Source organism: Iningainema tapete BLCC-T55 (assembly GCF_014698965.1).
GTDB classification, from domain to species: Bacteria; Cyanobacteriota; Cyanobacteriia; order Cyanobacteriales; family Nostocaceae; genus Iningainema; species Iningainema tapete.
In genome coordinates this window covers 189,649-211,440 of the sequence record NZ_JACXAE010000013.1, presented here as the reverse complement: position 1 = coordinate 211,440, position 21,792 = coordinate 189,649, and the positions used below count along the sequence as shown (strand labels likewise).

Sequence of the window (21,792 nt, the reverse complement as noted above, 5' to 3'; positions counted from 1 at the left end):
CGCCGCCCTCGTTCACAATACTCAAGCCTTCTAGGTACTTTTGTATGTCATTGAATCAAACCGCCTTGCCTTTGGCGTTTCAATTTACTTCACCAGGACCTATCCTGGTGAAACTAGGACCACTAACGATCCGTTGGTATGGCTTTTTAATTGCCTCCGCTGTATTAATTGGCGTTAGCCTTTCACAGTACCTGGCAAGACGCCGTCATGTTAATCCTGATTTGCTCAGCGATTTGTCAATTTGGCTAGTAATTGGGGCAATACCAGCAGCACGACTATATTACGTTTTATTTCAATGGTCGGAATATGTCCAGAACCCAGAACGCATCATTGCTATTTGGCAAGGAGGAATTGCAATTCATGGCGCGATTATCGGTGGTGTTACAGCAGCGTTAATCTTTGCTAAACTCAAACGGGTTTCTTTCTGGCAACTAGCAGACTTGGTGGCTCCTTCACTAATTTTGGGACAAGCGATTGGACGTTGGGGCAATTTCTTTAACTCTGAAGCTTTTGGTGATCCAACAAATTTACCTTGGAAGTTATATATTCCATTAGAACGTCGTCCCCCAGGGCTAGCTAATTTTGAGTACTTTCATCCCACCTTTCTGTATGAATCTGTGTGGAATTTGATGGTGTTCGCTTTGCTATTAACCTTATTTTTTCGGGGGTTGCAAAATAAGCCACACATTAAAGTGGGTACTTTATCTTTAGTTTACCTTGCCACCTACAGCTTGGGGCGTTTGTGGATTGAAGGTCTACGTACTGATAGCTTAATGTTAGGTCCTCTGCGCATCGCACAAGTAGTCAGTTTAGTCGGAATTACTTTCGGCTTAGGTGGTTTGGCGTGGCTGTATTTGAGTCAACGCCCTTTACCTGATGTAGTCTCTACCCCTGAAAATGGGGAAGTGCGGGAGTAGGAGAGTGGGGCATAAAAAATGCCCCAGAGTTTTCTCTAGGGCTTAACCAGGGTGCATCTACCATTCACATCTACTAGTTAAAGAGGGTCAATCCGGAAAGATACTGAAGAAAATGCCAAAAAAATTTTTTTTCTCAATTACTGAGAGCAAAATCATCGTAAATATACTAATTTAAATTGTATTTATTATGACAAATAAAATGTTATACCCGGCAGTATATATTGTCGGTGCAGGCCCAGGAGATCCTGAATTATTGACTGTTAAGGCGCAAAAACTGCTAGCTGCTGCTGATGTAATTTTATTTGCCGACTCTTTAGTACCTCAACAAATACTAGAATTTTGCCGAGTAGATGCAGAAATTATTCAAACTGCCCATCAGACTCTAGAAGATATATTACCAATTATGATTGAACGAGTGCGATCGCACAAATCTGTCGTTCGTCTCCATTCCGGCGATCCCAGTCTTTACAGTGCCACCAGCGAACAAATGCAACTTTTGGCAGCAGCGCAAATTCCCTTTGAAGTCATACCGGGGATCAGCGCTTTTCAAGCCGCAGCCGCCAAACTTAAAGTAGAACTCACTGTACCTGGATTAGTCCAAACAATTATACTAACTCGGATCAGCGGACGCACAGAAGTTCCCACCAGCGAAGAATTAACATCCTTAGCAGCCCATCAAGCTAGCTTGTGCTTGTATCTTAGTGCGCGTCACGTCGAAGACGCTCAAGCTAAACTTCTGCAACACTACCCACCAGAAACACCAGTCGCGATTTGCTTTCGGCTCGGATGGAGCGATGAAAAAATCAGGGTTGTCTCTCTTGACAAAATGGCAGATTGTACTCACTTTGAAAAGTTGATGCGCACCACACTTTACGTAATCAGCCCTGCATTATCGCAAACAACAGGGCGTTTGCGTAGCATGGGCGAAGCCCGTTCGCGTTTATATCACCCCGAACACAATCATTTATTTCGCCCTACAACGTAGAGACGCTCTGATAGAGCGTCTCCCAGTACAGTAGTAGAAAATTGAAATCGCTATAATAAATTTAGATAGCAAAAATTATTATGTCTGTAAGTGTAGTTTCAACTCCTGACCTTGGTATTGTCCCGCAAATAGCTGTTCCACCACTATTGGGAGGAAGCGAATCAGAGTTGACTGCTTGGGTGCAGCAGCAGGGACAACCAGCATACAGAGGAAAGCAATTGCACGATTGGGTATATCATAAGGGAGTGCGATCGCTTGCTGAGATCTCGGTATTCCCTAAACAATGGCGTCAGGAAGTAGCATCAATTGCGATCGGGCGTTCAACTTTACATTACCGCTCGGTTGCACCTGATGAAACTGTCAAGTATCTTTTAAAATTAGCTGATGGTCAAATTATTGAAACAGTTGGCATCCCAACAGAAAAACGCTTAACTGTTTGCGTCTCTTCCCAAGTCGGTTGTCCGATGGCTTGTGATTTTTGTGCCACAGGTAAAGGAGGCTTTAAGCGTAACTTGGGGCGGCACGAAATTGTCGATCAGGTGTTGACGGTTCAAGAAGATTTTGGGCGGCGGGTTAGCAATGTGGTATTTATGGGTATGGGCGAACCGTTGTTGAACGTGGATCATGTTGTCGGGGCAATCAAATCTCTAAATATTGATGTAGGAATTGGACAGCGATTGATGACAGTCTCAACAGTGGGGATAAGCTCGCGCATACGTCAGCTTGCACAACATAATTTACAGGTAACTCTTGCCGTTAGCCTTCACGCACCGAACCAAGCACTGCGCGAACAACTTATTCCTAGCGCCCACCCCTACAAAATCGAAGATTTGCTTGCTGAATGTCGTGAATATGTGGAAATTACGGGACGGCGTGTTACATTTGAATATATACTCCTAGCTGGGGTGAATGATTTGCCAGAACACGCGATGGAACTAGCACACCGTTTGCGAGGATTCCAAAGTCATGTCAACTTAATTCCTTACAATCCTATACAAGAAGCTGACTACAAACGCCCTAGTCCCCATCGGATTCAAGCCTTCGTCAAAGTCCTTGAGCAGCAAAAAATTGCGGTTAGCGTGCGCTACTCTCGTGGTTTAGAAGCTGATGCGGCTTGCGGACAACTGCGGAGTAGCAAAATAGCAGATATAGGTATAAAAGTCAACTAATTTTTAAACTTCCCAAACTTCTCTAGAGACTTTGCCGGCAACGTCTCTACACAAGGATATAGATTTGCATGAATTTCTGTGATAACAATAAAATAGACCCCTAAAATGCTGAGTGTTTAGCCAATGTATTGCCCAATGGATCTCGACTGTAGGACAATGACTGGGGTAATCTATCAATGCCCCAATGTAGCAGAATGCTTGCGCCATTCTCGCCTCAATAAAATTGAAGCACTAATGCTCTATTTCTTAAATCAAGGGGTCAAACCTGAAGATATGAACATAGACGAACAATCATTACCGATTCGAGAGGCTCTCAACCAATCAAGTCAAATCAGCTAATAGACATCGACCGAATTAAAACGTGCATTCTTCAAAATCCTTGTAGAGACGTTCCATGGAATGTCTCTACATTATTTTTCTCATTATGGTTATTAACTGTATAAATATTGACAGTTAACAACCAAGATAAACATTACTTAATCAGCGACGTGCATGAATACCAGGAGCATAAGCTTCGATAACTTTGCCTGTACGAGTACAATTTACCATCAAGTAGTCGCAAATTGGACATTGAGTTCGAGTTAATTGATTAAGACAATTATAATGTCTTTCTCCTTCGCTACCACAATTTGGGCAGCGAATTTTTTGTACAACATGCATTGTTAAACTCCTAAATGTTATCTTTTTTTAAATTACGATTCCACAACAAGTAAACCTTTATGGTTTACAGAATTAAACAAGCAACAGTATCTAATTGCGTAACTTGATATAAAGTAAAGCGACTAACTTGTTTAGATTTTATTATGCTCTTTGTAATGCATAATCAGCATCTTACCTCAGATACATACTTTAAATTATTATCAATAATTCTGATCCCCAATGCTTAGTTCTTGAGATTAGATAGCTTAAGTATATATAGTTATAGCTTAATGTTGTATCTCCGGCTAGTTTTACTTTTATAAATAAAGAGGTTAAAGCTTAAGATTGTTTAAATTATTACGAGCAATATCAAAATAAAGTAGTCATTGATACAGAATTAATTGAGATGAGATGATATTTTTATTGACTCTGACTGTTTACAGTAATTAGGTTAATTGAACCACAAATTTTCACTTCAGATCTTGCACCCTAATTTTTAACGCCCAAAAAATAAATTTCTTAGCTGAAAGCTCAAGTTTGCGAGGTAAATATTTCACTTAGCGTAACTCTAACTGAAGCTATTAGCCCTTACCTTCGTCAAGGCGTACTTGTTTGTAGTGTATGCACAAAAGATACACCTGTAGATAGAACTTACTTTTGGTAAATATGCACTAATCTGTTCCAAAATAGTGTATACCAGAAGTAACCAACAATTGTTGGCTATTTTCATGCGGCTTTAGCACATGCTATCAGGCATTTACAAAAGCCGATAATCAATAGAAAAAAAGTTCAGTACCTTCGCCATAAGTGGGATAGGTAATTCTAAGGAGGAACTAAAAGTGCTCAAGCGACTTCTGACAGGTAGTTGTGTTTTTGTTATGTTGTTTGTCGGCACCCTGTCGGCTCAAGCACAAGCACCACAACCCTCTCCAAACAAAAAAACTCAAGCACCAGCTGCATCTGCCAAAGTTAGCCAAGAGGAACTCAAGAAATTTGCGCAAACTATGAAACAGCTGCAACCGATTGTAAATAGTCGAAATCAGGAGATGAAGCAAGTAGTCAGTCAATCAGGACTTTCCGAAGAAAGATTTTTAGAAATCTATCAATCGCAAAGAGATGCCTCAGCTAAGCCAACCAAAGCGATTACTCCCCAAGAAAAGCAGCAATACGAGAAAGCCTTACCAAGACTTTCACAGATTCAGGAACAAGCCCAGGTAAAGATGCAGCAGGTATTTCAAAAGGAAGGACTAGAACCTGCACGCTTTAATCAAATTTTAGCAGCAGTAAGACAAGACCCAGCACTTCAGCAAACAGTGCAGAAGATGATTCAAAGTTAATTGCAAAACAATAGCAAAAGAGTTAATGGTGTATTTTCACAGCCATAAACAGAGCAACGCTCTGTGGCTGTGACAATAAGTGCCATTCAACTCCAAGGTGATGGAATAGCAGTCACAGAAAGTATCTTCGCCACCAGTAACTTAACTGCTACCCTGCCACAATGAGGACAAGTTACCTTGAGTTCTTGTTGTGGCTGTGGTTCTCTTTGATGCTCAATCAAAACGCCTTCTTTACAATGCCAGCACTCACATATCACCCGTCCTTGCGGTTTGTCAAGATCTAACATGCGAATGTGCTGCGCAACAGGTTCCGGTAATGGCTCTGGTTGTAATCGTGGTTTAGGAAGGGGTTTGACAGATTCTTCATTAGTCATAATTAAAAAACGCCACAAGTTTTTAGGTAAATTTCAATTCTTCTGATGTTAGCAAGAAGATGCACTATGATTAACTAACTTGCACTTGATGTTTCAAACGATAAGCTTGGGCTACCCATTCGTCTAATCGTTCACAATCTACAGCTTCAAATCCAACATCTGTTAAGGCTGCAGCAACTGCATCCTCATAATCTGTAGTAAAACCAGCTAAAATTAGAACTCCTCCGTTACTATAATTACGCTGCAAGCTCAACCGAAAATCAGCGGCAAGGGCAATATGCATTCTGGCGAGAATATTTGCCACAATTAAGTCAAAGGTTTCTGTTACCTTAATTGTTGGTGCATTGTCTGAAGTTTCTAAACCCATCCAATGTCCCAATTCGCTACCCTGCCCCAAACTCCCTTTCATCACCCTGACTTTCTGCTCTACCCCATTACGACGTACAGCATCTTGGGTTGATTCTACAGCAATACTGTCGTTATCAACAGCTAAAACGTTTGCCCCCAGCTTAGCGCACGCCACACTCAAAATTCCCGATCCCGATCCGAGATCGAGAATATTCATTTGTGGTACAATGTAGCGCTCAAGTAGTTGAAGGCATAGATTGGTAGCTGGATGTAAACCACTACCAAAAGCGAGAGTGTTCTTCAGTCGGATAATTACTTCGTTTGATGAAAATTCATCAGGTAAATCGTTTGTCAGCACCACAAACCGTTTGCCAATCCGATGAACCAGAGGGCTTTTTTCTTCTGTTTGTGTAATCTCTTCAACCACCGCCGTCCTTAAATTATTACATAGCCCTGTTCGCTGCAAAGGTAAAAGCAAATTAGCAATTTTTTCGATACTTGCATTTGTTTGAACATTTTGAGCTAGATATAAAAATATAGTGAACGTCCATTGGTTGTCTACAGTATCCTCATCAAAATATTCCCGAATGTGAACTTCTCCTGTGTAATTAGTCCCACTTAGTAGTGTACAAACCCAATCTATAGCCTCGTTGGTTGTATCGAGGCTCAATTCTATCCACGACATAAATTAATTTTTTGATGGTAAAACTCCCATCTCTGTAATTTTACAAATCTATTGGAGGTTTACCAAGTAATTTCAGCAGTATAGTAGCTTGATTTTTTCCCATTAGAGCTAAAGCTATTCCTGCTAATTTGGGCCAAGTCGGGCGAAATCTAGGTTCTAACTGATACAACCGATGCAAGTTGTCTTTGAACATCTGCTCATTAACTATAAATAGAGAGCGAGCTGTCATGTCGTAAACCTGAATTAATGCACGAATCCGACTTTTTGTCAATCCACCATTGTGTTGCCAAAATGCTTCTACCTGACAAGCATTGCGATAGATATCTTGGAAAAATTCCGGGCGGTTACGTCGAGATAAACTATTAGATTTATGTACTCGATATTGGCACCCCCCTCCCGGTACATAGACAAACTTAGCCCCCATCAACGCTGCATCCAATAAAAAACGAGCATCTTGAATAATCGGCAGCGTTTCATTCCATCCCCCAATTGCTTGGACAATTTCACGAGAGTAGAGAATAGCAGCTGGTGGTGCCCAAAAGTCGGTGAAAAGAGCAATTTGCGGCTCAGGATGCACATCTTCTATTTTCCTTGATATGACAGCACCTGGTTGAAATTCACTCTTTTTCTCTTCCAATCTTTGCCAATCTGAGTAAGCTACATCAGCTTTTTCACTTTGTAATGCATTCACTCTACTAGCAAGAGCATCTGGCATCAACAAATCATCAGCATCAACATACTGAATAAACTTGCCTTGTGCTAACTGTGTACCGCGATTTCGCGCTGCACTTGCTCCTTTGTTAACACCAAACTCAGATCTTACCCTATCACCAAAGGACTTGATTACTTCTGCCGTACCATCCGTTGAACCATCATCAATCAAAATAATTTCGTAATCTGTGAAAGTTTGTCGTAATACACTCTCAACAGTTTCAGCCAGAAACCGTTCGGCATTGTAGCAGGGAATAACAACAGAAATTAGCGGCATAATTAGGAATTGTAGAGACGCCCGGCCGGGGCGTCTCTACATTAGGATGGATGAAAATAATTGTATATTTCTTGGGCTAAACGAGGACCAATTCCGGAAACTTCGCCAAGTTGGGCGGGTGTGGCTTGGCGAATATAATCAACCGAACGAAAATGTGCTAGAAGCTGCTTTTGACGGTGATGCCCTAAACCAGGAATTTCATCTAAACGCGATCGCCTTAATTTATCACTACGTTGTTGGCGGTGAAAAGTTACAGCAAATCTATGGGCTTCATCTCGCAATCGGCGTAACAGTTGCACTCCTGGTTGCTCTGCGTCTGTTTCTAATGATTGAGATTCTCCTGGTAAAAAAATCTCTTCTTGTCGCTTGGCAAGACTAACAACGCGCAACTCCTCTAACAAATTCATTTCTTGCAAAACAGCGACAACTGCCGATAGTTGTCCCTTACCGCCATCAATCATAACTAAGTCAGGCCAATCAGGATTACCTGCTCGTGGTAATTGTGGATCTTCAGCATATTTACGAAAGCGACGCCCAATCACTTCGGCGAGGCTGGCAAAATCATCTGAATGCCCTGTAGTCACTGTAGGATTTTTAATTTTGTAGTGGCGATAGTGCTGCTTGGCTGGGTTAGCGTCGATAAACACAACTTGCGAAGCTACGGCATTCGATCCCTGAATGTGGGAGATGTCATAACCTTCAATTCGGTGGGGTAAGTCGCTTATGTCGAGAATGTCAGCTAAATCTTGCATCGCTTGTTGATTGCGATCGCCTAATTTTTCCATTCTCTGTAATTCATACTGAGCATTGCGCTCCACCATTTCAATTAATTCTGCTTTAGTGGAACGTTGTGGAGTCAAAATTGACACTTTTCTACCTTTACGCCCAGTTAATACATCCGCTAAGATTTCCCCATCTGGTAACTCATGCTGTACGAGGATTTCTGTGGGTATTTCCACTGAGTCTGCTGTTTGATAATGTTCTTCCAGCACTCGTTGTAAGATCGCGCCCATGAACCCCCCCTCGTTCCCCCCCGTTGATGGGGGGGATGAAAGGGGGGGTACGGCAACAAAAGCCAAACGTCCCACCAGTTGCCCTGCACGAATTTGGAACAATTGAATACACGCATGTTGTTCGTTGGCTGCAAGTGCGATCGCATCCCGTGAAACTGTATCATCGGGAAGGGACACTTTTTGATCTGCCGTGAGTGACTTTAATCCAGCAATTTGATCACGAATCCTTGCTGCTGACTCAAAATTCAGCGCCTCGGCTGCAGCTTCCATTTGCGAGTTCAAGGTATCAATCAGTTCTTGAGTTCTACCTTGAAACACCATCGCCACCTTCTGCACTGTTTTGCGGTATTCTTCTGGTGAAGTCAACATTTGACATACACCAGGGCAACGTCCCATATCATAATTCAAACAAGGACGGTCTTTGAACAGTGGTTGAGGTCTTTGGCGGAGGGGAAAAATCCGCTTGCACAAGCGTAAGATCTCCCGCAATAGACGAGAATCAGTATAGGGACCGTAGAATTTATCTTTCTCTTTACCTATTTGACGTTTACGAGTAATAAATATACGTGGATAATCTTCTGACCAAGTAATACAAACGTATGGGTATTTTTTGTCGTCTTTGAGCAGCACGTTGAAGTATGGTTGGTGCTGCTTGATTAAGTTTGCTTCCAGAGCTAAAGCTTCGGCTTCAGTGTCGGTGACAATGAATTCAATGTCTGTCACCTGCTTTACCATCGTCGCAATGCGCTCGCTCAATCTTTGGGAGTCGCGGAAATAAGAACGAACACGCGATCGCAACGAGCGCGATTTGCCTATGTACATGATGCGATCGCTCGCATCCCGCATAAAGTAAACTCCAGGTTCTGGTGGAATTTCTTTGAGACGGTTTTCTAGACGTTCTGGCTCTTTCACCAGTGGTAATGCGGCAATAGATGATGTCATTACCAAATTATCAGCTATTTTATAAATCTACCTACTATATATTTTAAGTAAAATCACTGTTGTTTTACACTTCCAGTTCCCCGACTTCGTAAAAGTTGTCGGGGAACTGGAATTTCCTTCAAAATTTCATTTAACTTTTTATTTAAGCTTTATCAAACAGTCATAACTTCACGCTTCAATTCCGTCTTTATATATTCTTCTTAAAATTATGGTTACTTTCTTATTTATTTGCAGATCTGCTGAACTTATTTACCTTTTCAAGTTACTGTATAAATTTCGGATTAAATGATGAACATTTGATAATATTTACTTCAAGATTAAATTATATAAATTCAACGAATTTATATAATTAAGTTTATTGTTTATGATGATAATAGAAAAAAAGATATTTTAACTCGGCTAAAATTATGAGTATTGAAGAATTTGAGATGAGGTATCGTAACGCGATGGATGAAACATTGAACGAGTTGCAAACAGCAGTTTTGCTGTTTGCACAAGTACAAAACCAAATTACTAGAATTGGCAGTTCTTTACAAACTCTTAGTCATAGTGTTGAAGATTTCATTAGCCAGCAAAAAGCTGAATGAATGTACGCATCACACCAGAGGTTATAGGCTACAAGCAAGCTCTTGTTCAATAGCTATAGTTAACTCTCTTAAATTTATAGGTTTAACAAAGTAACGACAAGCACCTAATTTGGTAGCTCGTTCTCGATCTGATTTAAAAGCAAAGGCTGAGACTACAATGATGGGTATTTCACATACCCCTGGTTTACTTTGAATTTGTTCTAGCAGCGAATAACCATCAATTTCTGGGAGTTTTAAATCTAATAAAATTAGTTTGGGTTGAAATCTATCTATAGTTGTAAAAAAATCTGATGCCTTTGACAAGCTTTCAACCTCATATCCACAGTAACCTAGATAGTCGCTCAGCAACATCCTATTAATATCATGATCTTCAACTAGTAAAATACGCTTAGCTTGAGGTAGATGTAATTGTTGCTCTCTAGAAAGTAGTTGTGCACTCATTATCCCTTTCAACTTAGATCGATTGACCCTGATTGTCGAAATCAATAAAATTGAATTGCTAAATACATTTAATTTCTCTATAACATTTATCCATAGGCATAAAAACTTAATTTTGTATATCTAGTTACTAAGATATAATGATATTAACCCAAAATATAAACTTAAGAAAAAATTAATTTCTACTTAGTTAAATTTTAAAATATGTAGTATAATAGTTTCTGCTCAAGGAGTTAGCTATTGATTCCAAATAACCCGACTTCTTCTGGGAAATCGGGTTTGTGATGTTTCAATAATGATTTTTCACTTTTACTGTGCTTTCTTCAACTGACGTTGGGTAACGAATAGTGCAAAAACACCAACCAAACCAAGCATGACAGAGGGTTCAGGTACTGAAGCTACAGGAGGAGGAGCTATGCCTGCAAATTTAACTTCGTAGTTACCACTGTGGGATACACCATCACTTAGTTCAGTTAACCCAGTTTCTGTAGCCTTAAAGTTGTAGAGTAATTGAGATGGTCCACCATTGTAGGAAACTTTAACGATTTCACTCGCTTGTATTTGTGTGCTGCCCAGAGCTGTTTTTAATATCTTTGCTGTGAGATATTCAGAACTAAAAGGATTTAGACTAGCCATGTACCCATCAATAGACTGTGTTAGCAAACTGGTAGCATTCAAGTGACCGGCTAGTCCTATACTGATTTCTCCTGTTGTGTCATTCTGGTTAACGTAGGAGATGTTAGGATCGCTGAATCTTTGCATCCCGCCATAGTTGACAAAGATATTAGACAGGAAGCCAACTTGGTTGGTAAACTGACCGAAACCATTAGCGTTTAAAGCAGCAGTTAACCATGTGTTAACGAAGTTTGGAGTCCAGTCTGCCGCTGTTAAACTACTCAGGGTGATGTCTTTACCACCAATTTTACCATTTAAGGTAGTGTTCTTTGTGAAATCAAAACCAGCTTTTTCGCTGCTAGCTCTTAACTCGACGTTTCCTGTGGGATTGCTAGCATTACCATCTAAGACTGCTTGCACATTTGCTTGAGTTTTGGCTATTTCCTTGGTATTTTTGCCATCAACACCATAGACTAAGTAATCACTAGCTGCTGAACCGCCAATAGTCGCGTTGGTTAAACTTCCGGCAAATGCTGGGGTAGAGGCGATGGCACTTACGCTTGCTGCGATTGAGGCACCGATCAAAAGTTTTTTGAAAAGCATTTTCAAGTCTCCTTTGGTTTGAGGGCTTTTTATACAATCGCCCCTGTGAAAGTTTGGTTTTTTGAATCTTTGCTGGATACTTTAGTCACTTGGCTTTGTTCGCCTCGTTTCTGCTCCAACCTGTATTCAGTCTACGAAACCGGGAGACTTGATTGGGTAAAGCTACTATGGATTATGTATTAACTCTCACTAAAAAAATAATAAGTGCTTTGAGTTTTTTACCGTTTTTGTACGCAATATTATTTAATTTAGAAGTAATTTATTATACTAATTATGTCGTAAGCGTACAGCGGCAAGACATGCAGCAGCGATTAACCCTATTGCCAATGAGGGTTCTGGCACTTTTCTTCTTCGGGGAGTAGTTTGTCTATCGTTATATGAACCAGCGAATAATTCTGGTGGTACATCGCTGGAGTTGCTAGATCTATATATATAGAAGTTTGTACCGTCGTTCGTTACTTCGGTAACAGTGCTAGCTCGATCTATTTCGGCGATCTCGCTTTGAGCTTCTTGGAGTATACTACCCTCCAGATTAAATTCTTCATTTGTAGTGTTAGTAGCAGTTATTTGTTCGTCGTTGGTGGTATCTTGGACTAATGAGACTGCTTGTGCTGGAGTAGTGCTGATTGCACTAAGAACAGCGATCGCTAATGCATAGCCACTAACTTTCTTCATATAGGTCTTACCAAATATAAAATAACCGTAGGGGTGAAAAACTATTCACCCCCACCATTTGAAAATACTGTAAGTAAAAGCTAAAGTAATAAATTTATCTTTAAGCTTAAGTAAAGAATAGATAAATTTTTACATAAATTCAGCAATTCTCTGCACAGCACTTTGTAGGATATGTGGCTCATGTACTAAGGCAAAACGAACATAACCTTCCCCAGATTTGCCAAAACCAGCACCCGGAGAAGCCGCTACCCCAGTTTTTTCGACTAATTTAGTACAAAAGGCTACAGAATCATGACTCCAAGGTTGGGGCAATTTTGCCCAGACATACATTGTTGCCTTGGGGGTAGAAACGTGCCAACCTATGTTGTGTAAAGCGCCAATAAAGGCATCACGGCGTTGACGGAAAATCGCCACATTAGCTTCCACCCCAGCCTGTGAACCTGTAAGAGCTGCTATTGCTCCATTCAAAATTCCTTGATACTGATTAAAATCGACTGCTGCTTTCACCAAGCGTAAAGCTTCAATTAACTGAGCATTGCCGATCGCAAAGCCAATGCGGAAGCCTCCCATATTATAGGACTTGGAGAGAGTAAAAAATTCTATGGATACACTTTTATCAGGATCAGCTTGGAGAATAGAAGGGACGAGAGATTGTTGAATGTTAACTGTTGATTGTTGATTGTTGAGTCTTTGTTCAAATACTAAATCTACGTAGGGGAAATCGTGAACCAGGACAAGATTGTGTTGTTGACAGAAAGCTACAGCTTCTTGAAAAAAGGAATTTGGTGCGATCGCTGCTGTAGGATTGTGTGGATAACTTAACACCATCATCCGCGACTGTGCTAAGACTGGGGCGGGAATATCTGAGAATACTGGCAAAAAACTGTTTTCTGCTAGTATAGGCATAGGGTATATTTGACCTGAAGCGAGGTACACTCCGCCCATATGAGAGGGGTAGCCTGGGTCGAGTAGCAGAGCAAAATCTCCAGGATTAAGCACTGCTAGGGGTAAATGCGCTGTGCCTTCTTGGGAACCAATTAAAGGTAGTACCTCAGTTTCTGGATTGATAGATATACCAAATTTTTGCTCGTACCAATTTGCTGCTCCCAGGCGAAAAGCTTGAGTACCGTGAAACAGCAAGTAACCGTGGGTACTTTGATCTTCTAGAGATTGTGCTATTGCTTTAATAACATGAGGTTCTACAGGTAAATCAGATGAACCCAGTGATAAATCTATTAACTGTTGTCCACAAGCCTTAGCTTTTGCCTTGGCTTTGTCCATTTCTGCAAATACATTAAATTGTAGAGGTTGTAAACGCTGAGCTAATTGCATCATTGTGAGGAGACAGGAGACAGGAGATAGGGGTTACGTAGAGACGTTCCGGCGGAACGTCTCTACATTTAAATTAATTATTATTTAGATGTGTCTCTAAAATTTCCAGTATTTTTTCTTTGCCGATCACTCCTTCGGTAGATGCTAAGACATGAGCTTTTTGGATTAGCCTCAAAGCGGGTACACCTTCGACTTGGTAATCTTTCACAGTGACAGGATTGGGATCGACTTCCATTTTAACGACTTTGAGGCGATCGCTGTAAGTAGTAGCGGCTTGATTTATCAGTGGCGACATTAATTGACAAGGTCCACACCAAGTAGCCCAAAAGTAAACCAATACTGGCAGTTCAGATTGTAACACTTCTGTTTCAAACTCAGCATCAGTTATGGATATTACACCCTTATTCATCACAAGTCTCCGTGTTTGTGGCATTGAGGAAAGTGGGCATACAAAATACTCTATCTTAGAATGAGCAACTTGAATGCAAAATCCCACAACCTGCAGGCGTGGGACTAGAACAAAGAAATTTGAGAAATATTTTACATTTGATCGAGTTGCTTGCGTAAAGACTCCAATTCAGCGTCAACCACTTCATTGGATTTAGGTGCTGAGGTTTGTTGTGGCAGTTTGGGTTGACTGGCTGAGCCACCGGGTAGGGACATTTGTGCTTTCAAAGCTGCCAATTCATCATCTACATCACTACCAGATTCCAACTTAGCAAATTGAGTTTCTAAGTCTTGCCCTGCCAATTCCCCCAGCGACTGAGCGCGAGCTTCTTGGAGCATGACTTTTTCTTCCATCCGCTCAAAAGCCGCCATAGCACTGCTGGTATTCATCCCCCGCACCATGCCTTGGAGTTGCTCTTGAGCTTTAGCTGCGGTAATCCGAGCTTTAAGCATTTCTTTCTTCGTCTTGGCTTCAGAAATTTTGCTCTCCAGTTGGATTAAGTTGCGCTTGAGGGTTTCTACCTGAGTAGTTTGTTGATCTAAACTACCTTTGAGAGCATTTTCCGTGTCAGTAAAAGTCTTTTTGCGTTCCAGTGCTTGTCGTGCTAGGTTTTCATCACCTTTTTGCAGCGCCAACTGAGCATTACGTTGCCACTTGTTGATTTCATTTTGAGCATCATTGTACTGTTTCTCAGTACGTTTTTGAGCAGCGATCGCCTGAGCAACTCCCTGACGCAGTTGTACCAAATCTTCCTGCATTTCCAGAATAGCTTGTTCGAGCATTTTTTCTGGATCTTCAGCTTTGCTAACTAGATCGTTGAGGTTAGCGCCTACTACTCTTCTGATACGGTCAAATAATCCCATAACTTTGTTTTTCCTTTTGTGATTTACGCGCCTAATTGGGCAGGATCGCTTGAATACTGTTTATCGGCTACCTATTTCAATTTAATCTTTCCTGTTAGATAAAGTCCAACTCAAAAACCCCTATACCTAACATATGCTGCAAAACATGGTATTGCCCAATAGGAGCGCTATTTTACTTAATGAGCGGGTTTAAGATTTTCTTTAATTCCCTCCACGTGCTCTGGTTTGATTGCTGCTACATCAACATCACTATTAAATTCTAGCGAGGCAAAAGATGAATGCTGTTGCTCGGTGTCAGCCAGAGCGATGACTTCTGATTGTGCCTCCAGAAGCACAACTTTTTCTTCCATCCGGGCAAAAGTCTGGTTACTTACGCTACCTGTATAACTAAGCATCTCACGTAATTTATAAGAAGCTTCCGCAGAGCGGGCGCGGGCGATGTACATATCTTTTTGATTTTTTGCCTCACCAACTTTTAATTCTAAAGTACGCATATCTGTTTTCAGCTTAGCTACTAGCGTATTTTGCTCCTCCATTTGATGAGAAAGCTCTGTAGCTGTTTGTTGGTAAGCGCGACGTTTAGTCAAAGCATCCCTTGCCAGAGTTTCATTGCCGCTTTGCAGTGCTATTTGGGCGCGGCGATACCATTCTTCGGCTGTAGATTGGGCTTGAGCTATTTGCCGCTCTGTGCGTTTTTGCATCGCGATGGCTTGAGCTACCAGTTGTCGTAATTGCACCAAATCATCTTGCATCTGGTAAACTACACCTATGAGAATCTTCTCTGGGTCTTCCGCACTCCTCATAAAACTATTCAGGTTGGCACGAAATAAGCTTCCGACACGATCAATTAGTCCCATCTTTTCCACCCCTATACTTATAACTACTCACGCAAAAATGATCGCACAAAATTTTCTCCTGACTCCTGACTCCTGACTCCTGACTCCTGACTCCTGCCTTGATTATGGCTGATGAATGCGTGCCTGAATTCCTTGTGCTTGCAAATCTTGTAGCAATTGCTGTGCTTTTTCTTTATTTTTAACTGCACCAAGAAAAATCAATTTGCCATCTGCTGACAAATAAGCATCACTAACCACCTTTTGTGCCTTAGCAAAGGCGTATTCACTTTTATTTTCGGTAACTATATGGTAAAATCCATCGCTTGATGGTTTAATTTGTGCATTAGCTACTACTGGTTTTGGTTTTGGTGGTGCGGGAGTGTTAGTGGTTAATGGCGCAACTGAACTTTCAGGTGTCTGTTGTGGTGGTACAGCATTAACTGGTGTAGGTTTCGCTTTGGGTTGTAAGCCGACTACATCATTTGGATCTTTGACTTCAGGTAATTCGCTCTTAGCTAAATTAGGATATTTAGGTATGGGGGTAAGTTGTGGCTCTGCCACAGTTTTAGTGTTGCTTTGAATTTCTTTGGCATTGTCATCGCTTGCCACATTATTTGGTGTACGGTTGAATAACCAGCCAAAACTTAACTGCAAGGTTTTAGGATGGAAAGCTATATAGCCCAAGGAAAGACTTGCTAGTAAAAGTAGTAGCATTGAGCCGATGCCTAAGGGGGATAACAGACTATGACGAGAATTTGTTGGTGTTTTGTCTGTTTTAGGTTCTTCTGCTAAACTGCGCAACAGTGCTTCAGATGATTCTAGGTAATCATCTGGTTCTGGAGGAGTTGTTTGTGGCTGTGCATCACTCTTGCCATTGACGACGTTCCCAGGCACAATCTGAGTATTGGCGGATGGTTGAGAAATCTGTTCTTGCTGTTGCGTTTCTGGTGTTGAAATAATCTCCAGTGCCTTGGTTGGCTCAGCCTGTTGTGTGTTAATTTTGATTTCAGGATGTGATTGTCCTGTTGTGACGGCGATTGCCCCAGGGGCACAAGCATTGCTGAGCGCACTTAAGGGTTGTATTTTACTACTACCTTTGAGTGTTTTATACCCAGTTCTTGTGCGTCGATATCGGGCTAATTCTTGATCTAGTTGTACTTCTAAACTAGAGAGTGCTGCAGTTAAAGCAGGCTTTAACACTGTTTGAGAAGATTGTGTATTTGAATTTACTAGGGGGTTTTGACTCATTGCCGATTTGCCTCAAACTTAGACTGAGCGATCAATTAAAGATACATTTGGATCAAACTTCTACGCAAATTATCATAGATATATTGCATACCCAAGCTACAATTTTTACGCTTGTTTACCAGAATGTCGTTGAAATCCGTTAATGATATTTTAGGTGTTTTAGAAGCTCAGGCTAAATGGCAAGAGCAACCTTTACAACTGTTGCTCAAGTGTTGGTCTGAAGTTGTAGGATCTGTTGTAGCTGCTCATACTCAACCATTATCCATCGAACGTGGTGTTTTGCGAGTAGCCACCTCTAGCGCTGTTTGGTCACAAAATTTAACATTTGAACGTCAGCGTTTGCTGTTAAAGTTGAATGAAAAACAGCCTACGACCTTGGTAGATATTCGCTTTTCTACTGCGGGATGGCGTCCCAAGGGTAAACAGACGCAAAAACAGGCAGCGATACAACCGCATCCCAGTTACATAGGTGAGCTTCCCAAGTCTATGGAAAATGTAACGCCTGTGAGCAAAAATGCCCATGCGGCTTTTGATCATTGGGCTAAGACAGTAAAAGCACGCAGTCTTCGCTTACCTCTTTGTCCTCAGTGTCAATGTCCCACTCCTAGTGGCGAACTTCAACGTTGGGGCGTTTGTTCTCTTTGTGCAGCCAAGCAGTTATCTAATCGGGTTTAAGTTGCATGCGCGAAAGGGCTGAAGCCCTTACTACGAAAGTTTTAATTATCTGCACTTGGTAATATGGGAGACTGAGTTGCTGATTTTGACCATACTCTTTTATAGTCCTCAATAGCGCCTTTGTAGTCCTTAAGCTTAGAACGGGCATTACCTCTGCTAATGTATGCTTTACTATGATTGGGATTGAGTCGCAGAAATTGAGTATAATCTTCAATAGCGCCTTTGTAATCTTTGAGCTTAGAACGAGCATTTGCTCGACTCAAATAAGCTTCCATTTGATGAGGACTAATCCGTAATGATTGGGTATAATCTTCTACTGCGCCGCTATAATCTTCAAGCTCATAGCGAGCCTGCGCTCTGCTCAGATAAACTTTGCAGTCGTTAGGATTGAGTCGGATAAATTGGCTGTAATCTTCTACAGCTTCATAGTAATCTTTCAACTTTAAGCGAGCATTTGCTCGGCTCAGATAAGCTTCCGTTTGATGAGGATTAATCCGTAAGGATTCGGTATAGTCTTCTACCGCTCCTGAGTAATCTTCTAGTTCATAGCGGGCTTGCGCTCGATGAAAATAAGCTTGAGCATCATTAAGAATAATTTGCTGAGATTGAGATTGGTTATAATGCTCAATTGCTCCGTTACCATTTTCGACTTCATAGTAACCATTACCCTGAATCAAATAAGCTTCAGTTTCCTTGACGTTAGACCAGTCAGATGGAGGGGTATAATTTACAATGGCTTCCGAAGTTACAACTTCAGGAGTGACAAATCCTAAATCTGTAGGAAAAGCATAGTCAGGATTGATCTCCATTGCTTTGCTATAGTCGGCGATCGCTCCTTTGTAGTCTCCTAGTTGAAAGCGCAGCAGTCCTCGGTTACAATGAGCCTCAGCATCTGTTGGATTGATTCTCAAATAAATATCAAAGTCTGCTATTGCTCCTTTGTAGTCTCCTATCTGACGACGAGCAATGCCTCGCTGATTGTACGCCTTCCCACCATTGGGATTGAGCTGGATATACTGGTTAAAGTCGGCGATCGCTCCTCTTAAGTTACCTTTTTTTGCCTTCTCTATCCCCTGATGATAATATACTTCAATATAATCTTGCTGACGCAGAAGCTGGGCTGCGTTTTCCTGCTTCTGTAAAATAGCTTGTGATAATGTTATGGCATTGCGCCGTAGCTCTAATTGTGATATAATTTGACCGCTTAATACTCGCAGAGATTCTTCCTGCTCTGCACTCAAATCCCGTGGTATTGTATCAATCACGCAAAGTGTTCCAATTGCATATCCTTCGGGTGTAATTAGAGGCGCACCAGCGTAAAATCGAATATTGGGATCGGAAGTTACCAAAGCATTGGTGGCAAATCGATCATCTGCTAGGGCATTCCTAACAATTAATGGTCTTTGTTGCAAGATTGTATAAGCACAAAATGCTAAATCCCGGCTAGTTTCACTTGCCTCCAAACCCACTTTGGATTTAAACCACTGTCGATTTCCATCAAGTAGGCTAATCAGAGCAATGGGTGTGTTGCAAATTTGTGCTGCCAAGAAGGTAAAATCGTCAAATACTTTTTCCCCTGGCGTATCCAGAATTTGATATTGACGAAGTGCATTAAGTCTAGCTATTTCATTATTTGGCAGAGGCGGTCGTAAATCCATCTTGATTGACCCACAATATTTGTAGCAACTGATACATTTTTATACTATTACACTGAAAAAAACGCATCTACTAACAGACAGAGTTTGTCAGATTTGAAACGATTTTACATCATTTCAAATCTTTGTGTATAAAAGACTTGGCATTTGCACCTGTATAACTAGCGACAATATGACCATCGCCAGTCAATTGATACTTATATGTTACCAAACCTTCTAAACCAACGGGACCACGGGGAGGCATTTGTTGGGTACTAATTCCAACTTCTGCACCAAAACCGTAGCGGAAGCCATCAGCAAAGCGAGTGGAGCAGTTGTGGTAAACTCCTGCTGCATTCACTAAAGCGAGGAAAGTTTGGGCAGCTTCTGTATCTTCTGTGACGATCGCATCGGTGTGCTTAGAACCGTATTCGTTGATGTGAGTGATCGCTTCTTCTACTCCATCTACAATTTTAACCGATAAAATTAGATCGCTATATTCTGTCTGCCAATCTTGTTCTTCTGCCACGGCAATTTCTGGTAAAATTTTCCGAGTACGTTCATCTCCTCGTAACTGTAAAGATGCGCCATAGCTAGTCTCTACAAATTTTGGTAAAAATGTTGCGGCAATATCAGAGTGAACTAACAACGTTTCAACAGCATTGCAAGCAGCCGGGTAGTTTGTTTTCCCGTCGATAGTAATGGCAATTGCTTTGTCAATATCTGCGGCTTTATCTATATAAAGATGACAAATTCCATCGGCATGTCCTAATACAGGAATGCGGGTATTTTCCTGCACAAATCTGACAAAAGAGTTAGAACCTCTAGGAATAATTAAATCTACATATTTATCTAATTGTAAAAGTTCGAGAGTTTCCTCTCTAGTTGTTAATAACTGCACCACATCTGGGTTAACTACAGTTTGAGATAATCCTTGTTTAATCGCCTTGACTATTGCTTCACACGAACGAATAGCTTCTTTTCCGCCTTTAAGGATCACGCCATTACCTGATTTGATGGCGAGGGAGACAATTTGAATTGCTGCTTCCGGGCGTGCTTCAAAAATTACGCCTAAAACGCCCAAAGGACAAGTGATGCGCTTGAGGATTAAGCCTGTGTCAAGTTCGCGCTGAATTTGCACTGCACCAACAGGATCGTTTAACTTACCTACATCCCGTACTCCGGCGATCGCATCTCTTAACTTATGTTCATCCAACTGTAAACGCTTGTAAAGAGGTTTAGGAATTACGTCGGCAGCAGCATGACAATCGGCGACATTTGCGCTTAGTATTTCTGCTTGTGCTGATTCTAAAGATTGGGCGATCGCTTCGATTGCTTGATTCTTCGCTTCCGTAGAGAGAACTGCTAACTTGAGAGCAGCTAATCGGGTTTTCTTGGCGATCGTAACTAGGGGAGAAAAATCATCAACGGATGCCATCATACATATGGAGTCAACGCTACTTGTAAGCCCCAGTGTAGCAAAATTCAGGCTGCTCCTCACATTGTACGCCGTAGTGAAGTTCTTCACAAGCAAGTTTCAGAAAAGTCACCGCATCTGCACGATTGACAGATGGGAAATTATCCAAAAACTCCTCTAAAGAAAATCCATCGTCTAAATACTCCAACAGCGATTGGGCTGGAACTCTTGTATTTCTAAATACTAACGTACAACCCATGACTTCGGGATCGGAACTGATGGGACTTTGGACTATGGTAATCATAATCTTTGATTTTGCCGTTTTTTCATTCAGTATATCTTTTTTATCTTGAATAATGTAATTCACACCAAGAACAGTGTTATTAAGTTTAAATACTAAATAAAAGAGTATATTTTGATTGTTGGATGAATTTTTCCGAAATGGTAGTGACGAAGACTGTATTTATTAAGTACAAATCGAGTATGTACAACTCCTCCAAAGGGGGGATCTTATGTCACTCCAATCTGGATTAGAAGCAGCTAAGCAAGGACGTTATCAAGAGGCAGTTCAGATACTTGAACAATTCTGCCGCAACTGCGCAGATTACAGTTCAAATGACTACCTCACAGCACAGATGTGGCTGGTGAAAGCGTATCAAGGCACAGGCGAAACCGAAAAAGCCACGATCCTGTGTCAAAAGTTAACCAATAGCGACAACCCACAGATACGTGATTGGGCAGAACAAACACGCCAAAACCTCACAAACGCTAAAGCACCTCGATCTAATGCCATCCAAAAAGCAGAGCGTGCGGCAACTACTGGTGTCAAGTTAGCAATGGGGGGTGTAGGAGGCAGTTTGGCACTGGCTTCTGGTGTTACAATGACATTGCTATTTGGCATGGTGTTGGTTCTTGGTTTGAGCCTAGTATTAATTGTAGGTAGCCAAGATCCATTAACAGGGTTAGCGATCGCCATTGCTATAACCCCGAATACAGTCAAGCACCTGAAACTGATGTTCTGACT

At 41.3% G+C, this 21,792-nt stretch carries 24 protein-coding genes; 8 read left to right on the top strand and 16 right to left on the bottom strand.

The features are described from left to right. The first annotated feature begins 44 nt into the window (after positions 1 to 44). From lgt to ICL16_RS03645, 4 genes are all read left to right on the top strand, one after another. Complete coding sequence (gene lgt, locus ICL16_RS03660) at positions 45 to 917, top strand: prolipoprotein diacylglyceryl transferase (RefSeq protein WP_190825531.1); 873 nt, start codon at positions 45 to 47, stop codon at positions 915 to 917. Positions 918 to 1,104: 187 nt separating this feature from the next. After that, the gene (gene cobM, locus ICL16_RS03655; RefSeq protein ID WP_238360579.1) at positions 1,105 to 1,902 is read left to right on the top strand and encodes a precorrin-4 C(11)-methyltransferase; all 798 of its coding nucleotides are present in this window, start codon (positions 1,105 to 1,107) and stop codon (positions 1,900 to 1,902) included. A gap of 80 nt (positions 1,903 to 1,982) precedes the next feature. After that, positions 1,983 to 3,071, top strand: coding sequence for a dual-specificity RNA methyltransferase RlmN (rlmN, locus tag ICL16_RS03650; protein ID WP_190825530.1), 1,089 nt, complete (start codon positions 1,983 to 1,985; stop codon positions 3,069 to 3,071). A 156-nt stretch (positions 3,072 to 3,227) separates the two neighbouring features. Beyond that, the gene (locus tag ICL16_RS03645; RefSeq protein WP_190825529.1) at positions 3,228 to 3,410 is read left to right on the top strand and encodes a hypothetical protein; all 183 of its coding nucleotides are present in this window, start codon (positions 3,228 to 3,230) and stop codon (positions 3,408 to 3,410) included. A 141-nt stretch (positions 3,411 to 3,551) separates the two neighbouring features. Here ICL16_RS03645 and ICL16_RS03640 read toward each other — a convergent pair whose 3' ends face one another. Next, complete coding sequence (locus ICL16_RS03640; RefSeq protein WP_190825528.1) at positions 3,552 to 3,731, bottom strand: replication restart DNA helicase PriA; 180 nt, start codon at positions 3,729 to 3,731, stop codon at positions 3,552 to 3,554. 818 nt (positions 3,732 to 4,549) lie between these two features. Between ICL16_RS03640 and ICL16_RS03635 the strand changes: the two genes are divergently transcribed. Continuing rightward, on the top strand, positions 4,550 to 5,047 hold the full coding sequence (locus ICL16_RS03635) for a DUF4168 domain-containing protein (RefSeq protein ID WP_190825527.1): 498 nt from the start codon (positions 4,550 to 4,552) through the stop codon (positions 5,045 to 5,047). Between the two features lie 86 nt (positions 5,048 to 5,133). On the opposite strand, the gene ICL16_RS03630 is transcribed toward ICL16_RS03635, so the two are convergent. The 4 genes from ICL16_RS03630 to uvrC all read right to left on the bottom strand — a co-directional run bounded on the left by ICL16_RS03630 (position 5,134) and on the right by uvrC (position 9,397). Next, positions 5,134 to 5,421, bottom strand: coding sequence for a hypothetical protein (locus ICL16_RS03630; RefSeq protein WP_190825526.1), 288 nt, complete (start codon positions 5,419 to 5,421; stop codon positions 5,134 to 5,136). A 70-nt stretch (positions 5,422 to 5,491) separates the two neighbouring features. Beyond that, positions 5,492 to 6,454: a 50S ribosomal protein L11 methyltransferase gene (locus tag ICL16_RS03625; protein WP_190825525.1), complete on the bottom strand. Its 963-nt coding sequence runs from the start codon at positions 6,452 to 6,454 to the stop codon at positions 5,492 to 5,494. 40 nt (positions 6,455 to 6,494) lie between these two features. Then, positions 6,495 to 7,442, bottom strand: a complete 948-nt coding sequence (locus ICL16_RS03620; RefSeq protein ID WP_190825524.1) for a glycosyltransferase family 2 protein — start codon at positions 7,440 to 7,442, stop codon at positions 6,495 to 6,497. A gap of 41 nt (positions 7,443 to 7,483) precedes the next feature. Further along, the gene (gene uvrC, locus ICL16_RS03615) at positions 7,484 to 9,397 is read right to left on the bottom strand and encodes an excinuclease ABC subunit UvrC (protein ID WP_190825523.1); all 1,914 of its coding nucleotides are present in this window, start codon (positions 9,395 to 9,397) and stop codon (positions 7,484 to 7,486) included. 407 nt (positions 9,398 to 9,804) lie between these two features. Here uvrC and ICL16_RS03610 point away from each other — a divergent pair, with 407 nt between their 5' ends. Beyond that, the gene (locus tag ICL16_RS03610; protein WP_190825522.1) at positions 9,805 to 9,984 is read left to right on the top strand and encodes a hypothetical protein; all 180 of its coding nucleotides are present in this window, start codon (positions 9,805 to 9,807) and stop codon (positions 9,982 to 9,984) included. Positions 9,985 to 10,005: 21 nt separating this feature from the next. Here ICL16_RS03610 and ICL16_RS03605 read toward each other — a convergent pair whose 3' ends face one another. The 8 genes from ICL16_RS03605 to ICL16_RS03570 form a co-directional block, all read right to left on the bottom strand. Then, a complete protein-coding gene (locus ICL16_RS03605; protein WP_190825521.1) occupies positions 10,006 to 10,425 on the bottom strand; it encodes a response regulator in 420 nt (139 codons plus the stop codon). Positions 10,426 to 10,731: 306 nt separating this feature from the next. After that, the gene (locus ICL16_RS03600; RefSeq protein WP_238360578.1) at positions 10,732 to 11,640 is read right to left on the bottom strand and encodes an NF038130 family PEP-CTERM protein; all 909 of its coding nucleotides are present in this window, start codon (positions 11,638 to 11,640) and stop codon (positions 10,732 to 10,734) included. 267 nt (positions 11,641 to 11,907) lie between these two features. Then, positions 11,908 to 12,315 carry a hypothetical protein gene (locus ICL16_RS03595; RefSeq protein WP_190825519.1) on the bottom strand — a complete coding sequence of 136 codons (408 nt, stop codon included), beginning with the start codon at positions 12,313 to 12,315 and terminating at the stop codon, positions 11,908 to 11,910. A 129-nt stretch (positions 12,316 to 12,444) separates the two neighbouring features. Next, a complete protein-coding gene (locus ICL16_RS03590; protein ID WP_190825586.1) occupies positions 12,445 to 13,647 on the bottom strand; it encodes an LL-diaminopimelate aminotransferase in 1,203 nt (400 codons plus the stop codon). A 73-nt stretch (positions 13,648 to 13,720) separates the two neighbouring features. Next, positions 13,721 to 14,056, bottom strand: coding sequence for a thioredoxin family protein (locus ICL16_RS03585; protein ID WP_190825518.1), 336 nt, complete (start codon positions 14,054 to 14,056; stop codon positions 13,721 to 13,723). 131 nt (positions 14,057 to 14,187) lie between these two features. Then, positions 14,188 to 14,958 (bottom strand): PspA/IM30 family protein, encoded by a 771-nt coding sequence (locus ICL16_RS03580; protein WP_190825517.1) that lies wholly within the window; start codon positions 14,956 to 14,958, stop codon positions 14,188 to 14,190. A 176-nt stretch (positions 14,959 to 15,134) separates the two neighbouring features. Then, positions 15,135 to 15,815 carry a PspA/IM30 family protein gene (locus ICL16_RS03575; protein WP_190825516.1) on the bottom strand — a complete coding sequence of 227 codons (681 nt, stop codon included), beginning with the start codon at positions 15,813 to 15,815 and terminating at the stop codon, positions 15,135 to 15,137. Between the two features lie 102 nt (positions 15,816 to 15,917). Next, positions 15,918 to 17,042 carry a hypothetical protein gene (locus ICL16_RS03570; protein WP_190825515.1) on the bottom strand — a complete coding sequence of 375 codons (1,125 nt, stop codon included), beginning with the start codon at positions 17,040 to 17,042 and terminating at the stop codon, positions 15,918 to 15,920. Positions 17,043 to 17,165: 123 nt separating this feature from the next. Between ICL16_RS03570 and ICL16_RS03565 the strand changes: the two genes are divergently transcribed. After that, positions 17,166 to 17,717, top strand: a complete 552-nt coding sequence (locus tag ICL16_RS03565) for a DciA family protein (RefSeq protein ID WP_190825514.1) — start codon at positions 17,166 to 17,168, stop codon at positions 17,715 to 17,717. 41 nt (positions 17,718 to 17,758) lie between these two features. On the opposite strand, the gene ICL16_RS03560 is transcribed toward ICL16_RS03565, so the two are convergent. From ICL16_RS03560 to ICL16_RS03550, 3 genes are all read right to left on the bottom strand, one after another. After that, a complete protein-coding gene (locus ICL16_RS03560) occupies positions 17,759 to 19,375 on the bottom strand; it encodes a tetratricopeptide repeat protein (RefSeq protein WP_190825513.1) in 1,617 nt (538 codons plus the stop codon). Between the two features lie 109 nt (positions 19,376 to 19,484). Further along, positions 19,485 to 20,789 carry a glutamate-5-semialdehyde dehydrogenase gene (locus ICL16_RS03555; protein ID WP_420485249.1) on the bottom strand — a complete coding sequence of 435 codons (1,305 nt, stop codon included), beginning with the start codon at positions 20,787 to 20,789 and terminating at the stop codon, positions 19,485 to 19,487. Positions 20,790 to 20,808: 19 nt separating this feature from the next. Beyond that, the gene (locus tag ICL16_RS03550; protein ID WP_190825511.1) at positions 20,809 to 21,072 is read right to left on the bottom strand and encodes a DUF433 domain-containing protein; all 264 of its coding nucleotides are present in this window, start codon (positions 21,070 to 21,072) and stop codon (positions 20,809 to 20,811) included. 208 nt (positions 21,073 to 21,280) lie between these two features. Between ICL16_RS03550 and ICL16_RS45265 the strand changes: the two genes are divergently transcribed. Further along, positions 21,281 to 21,790: a tetratricopeptide repeat protein gene (locus tag ICL16_RS45265; protein ID WP_238360577.1), complete on the top strand. Its 510-nt coding sequence runs from the start codon at positions 21,281 to 21,283 to the stop codon at positions 21,788 to 21,790. The last annotated feature ends 2 nt before the right edge of the window (positions 21,791 to 21,792 follow it).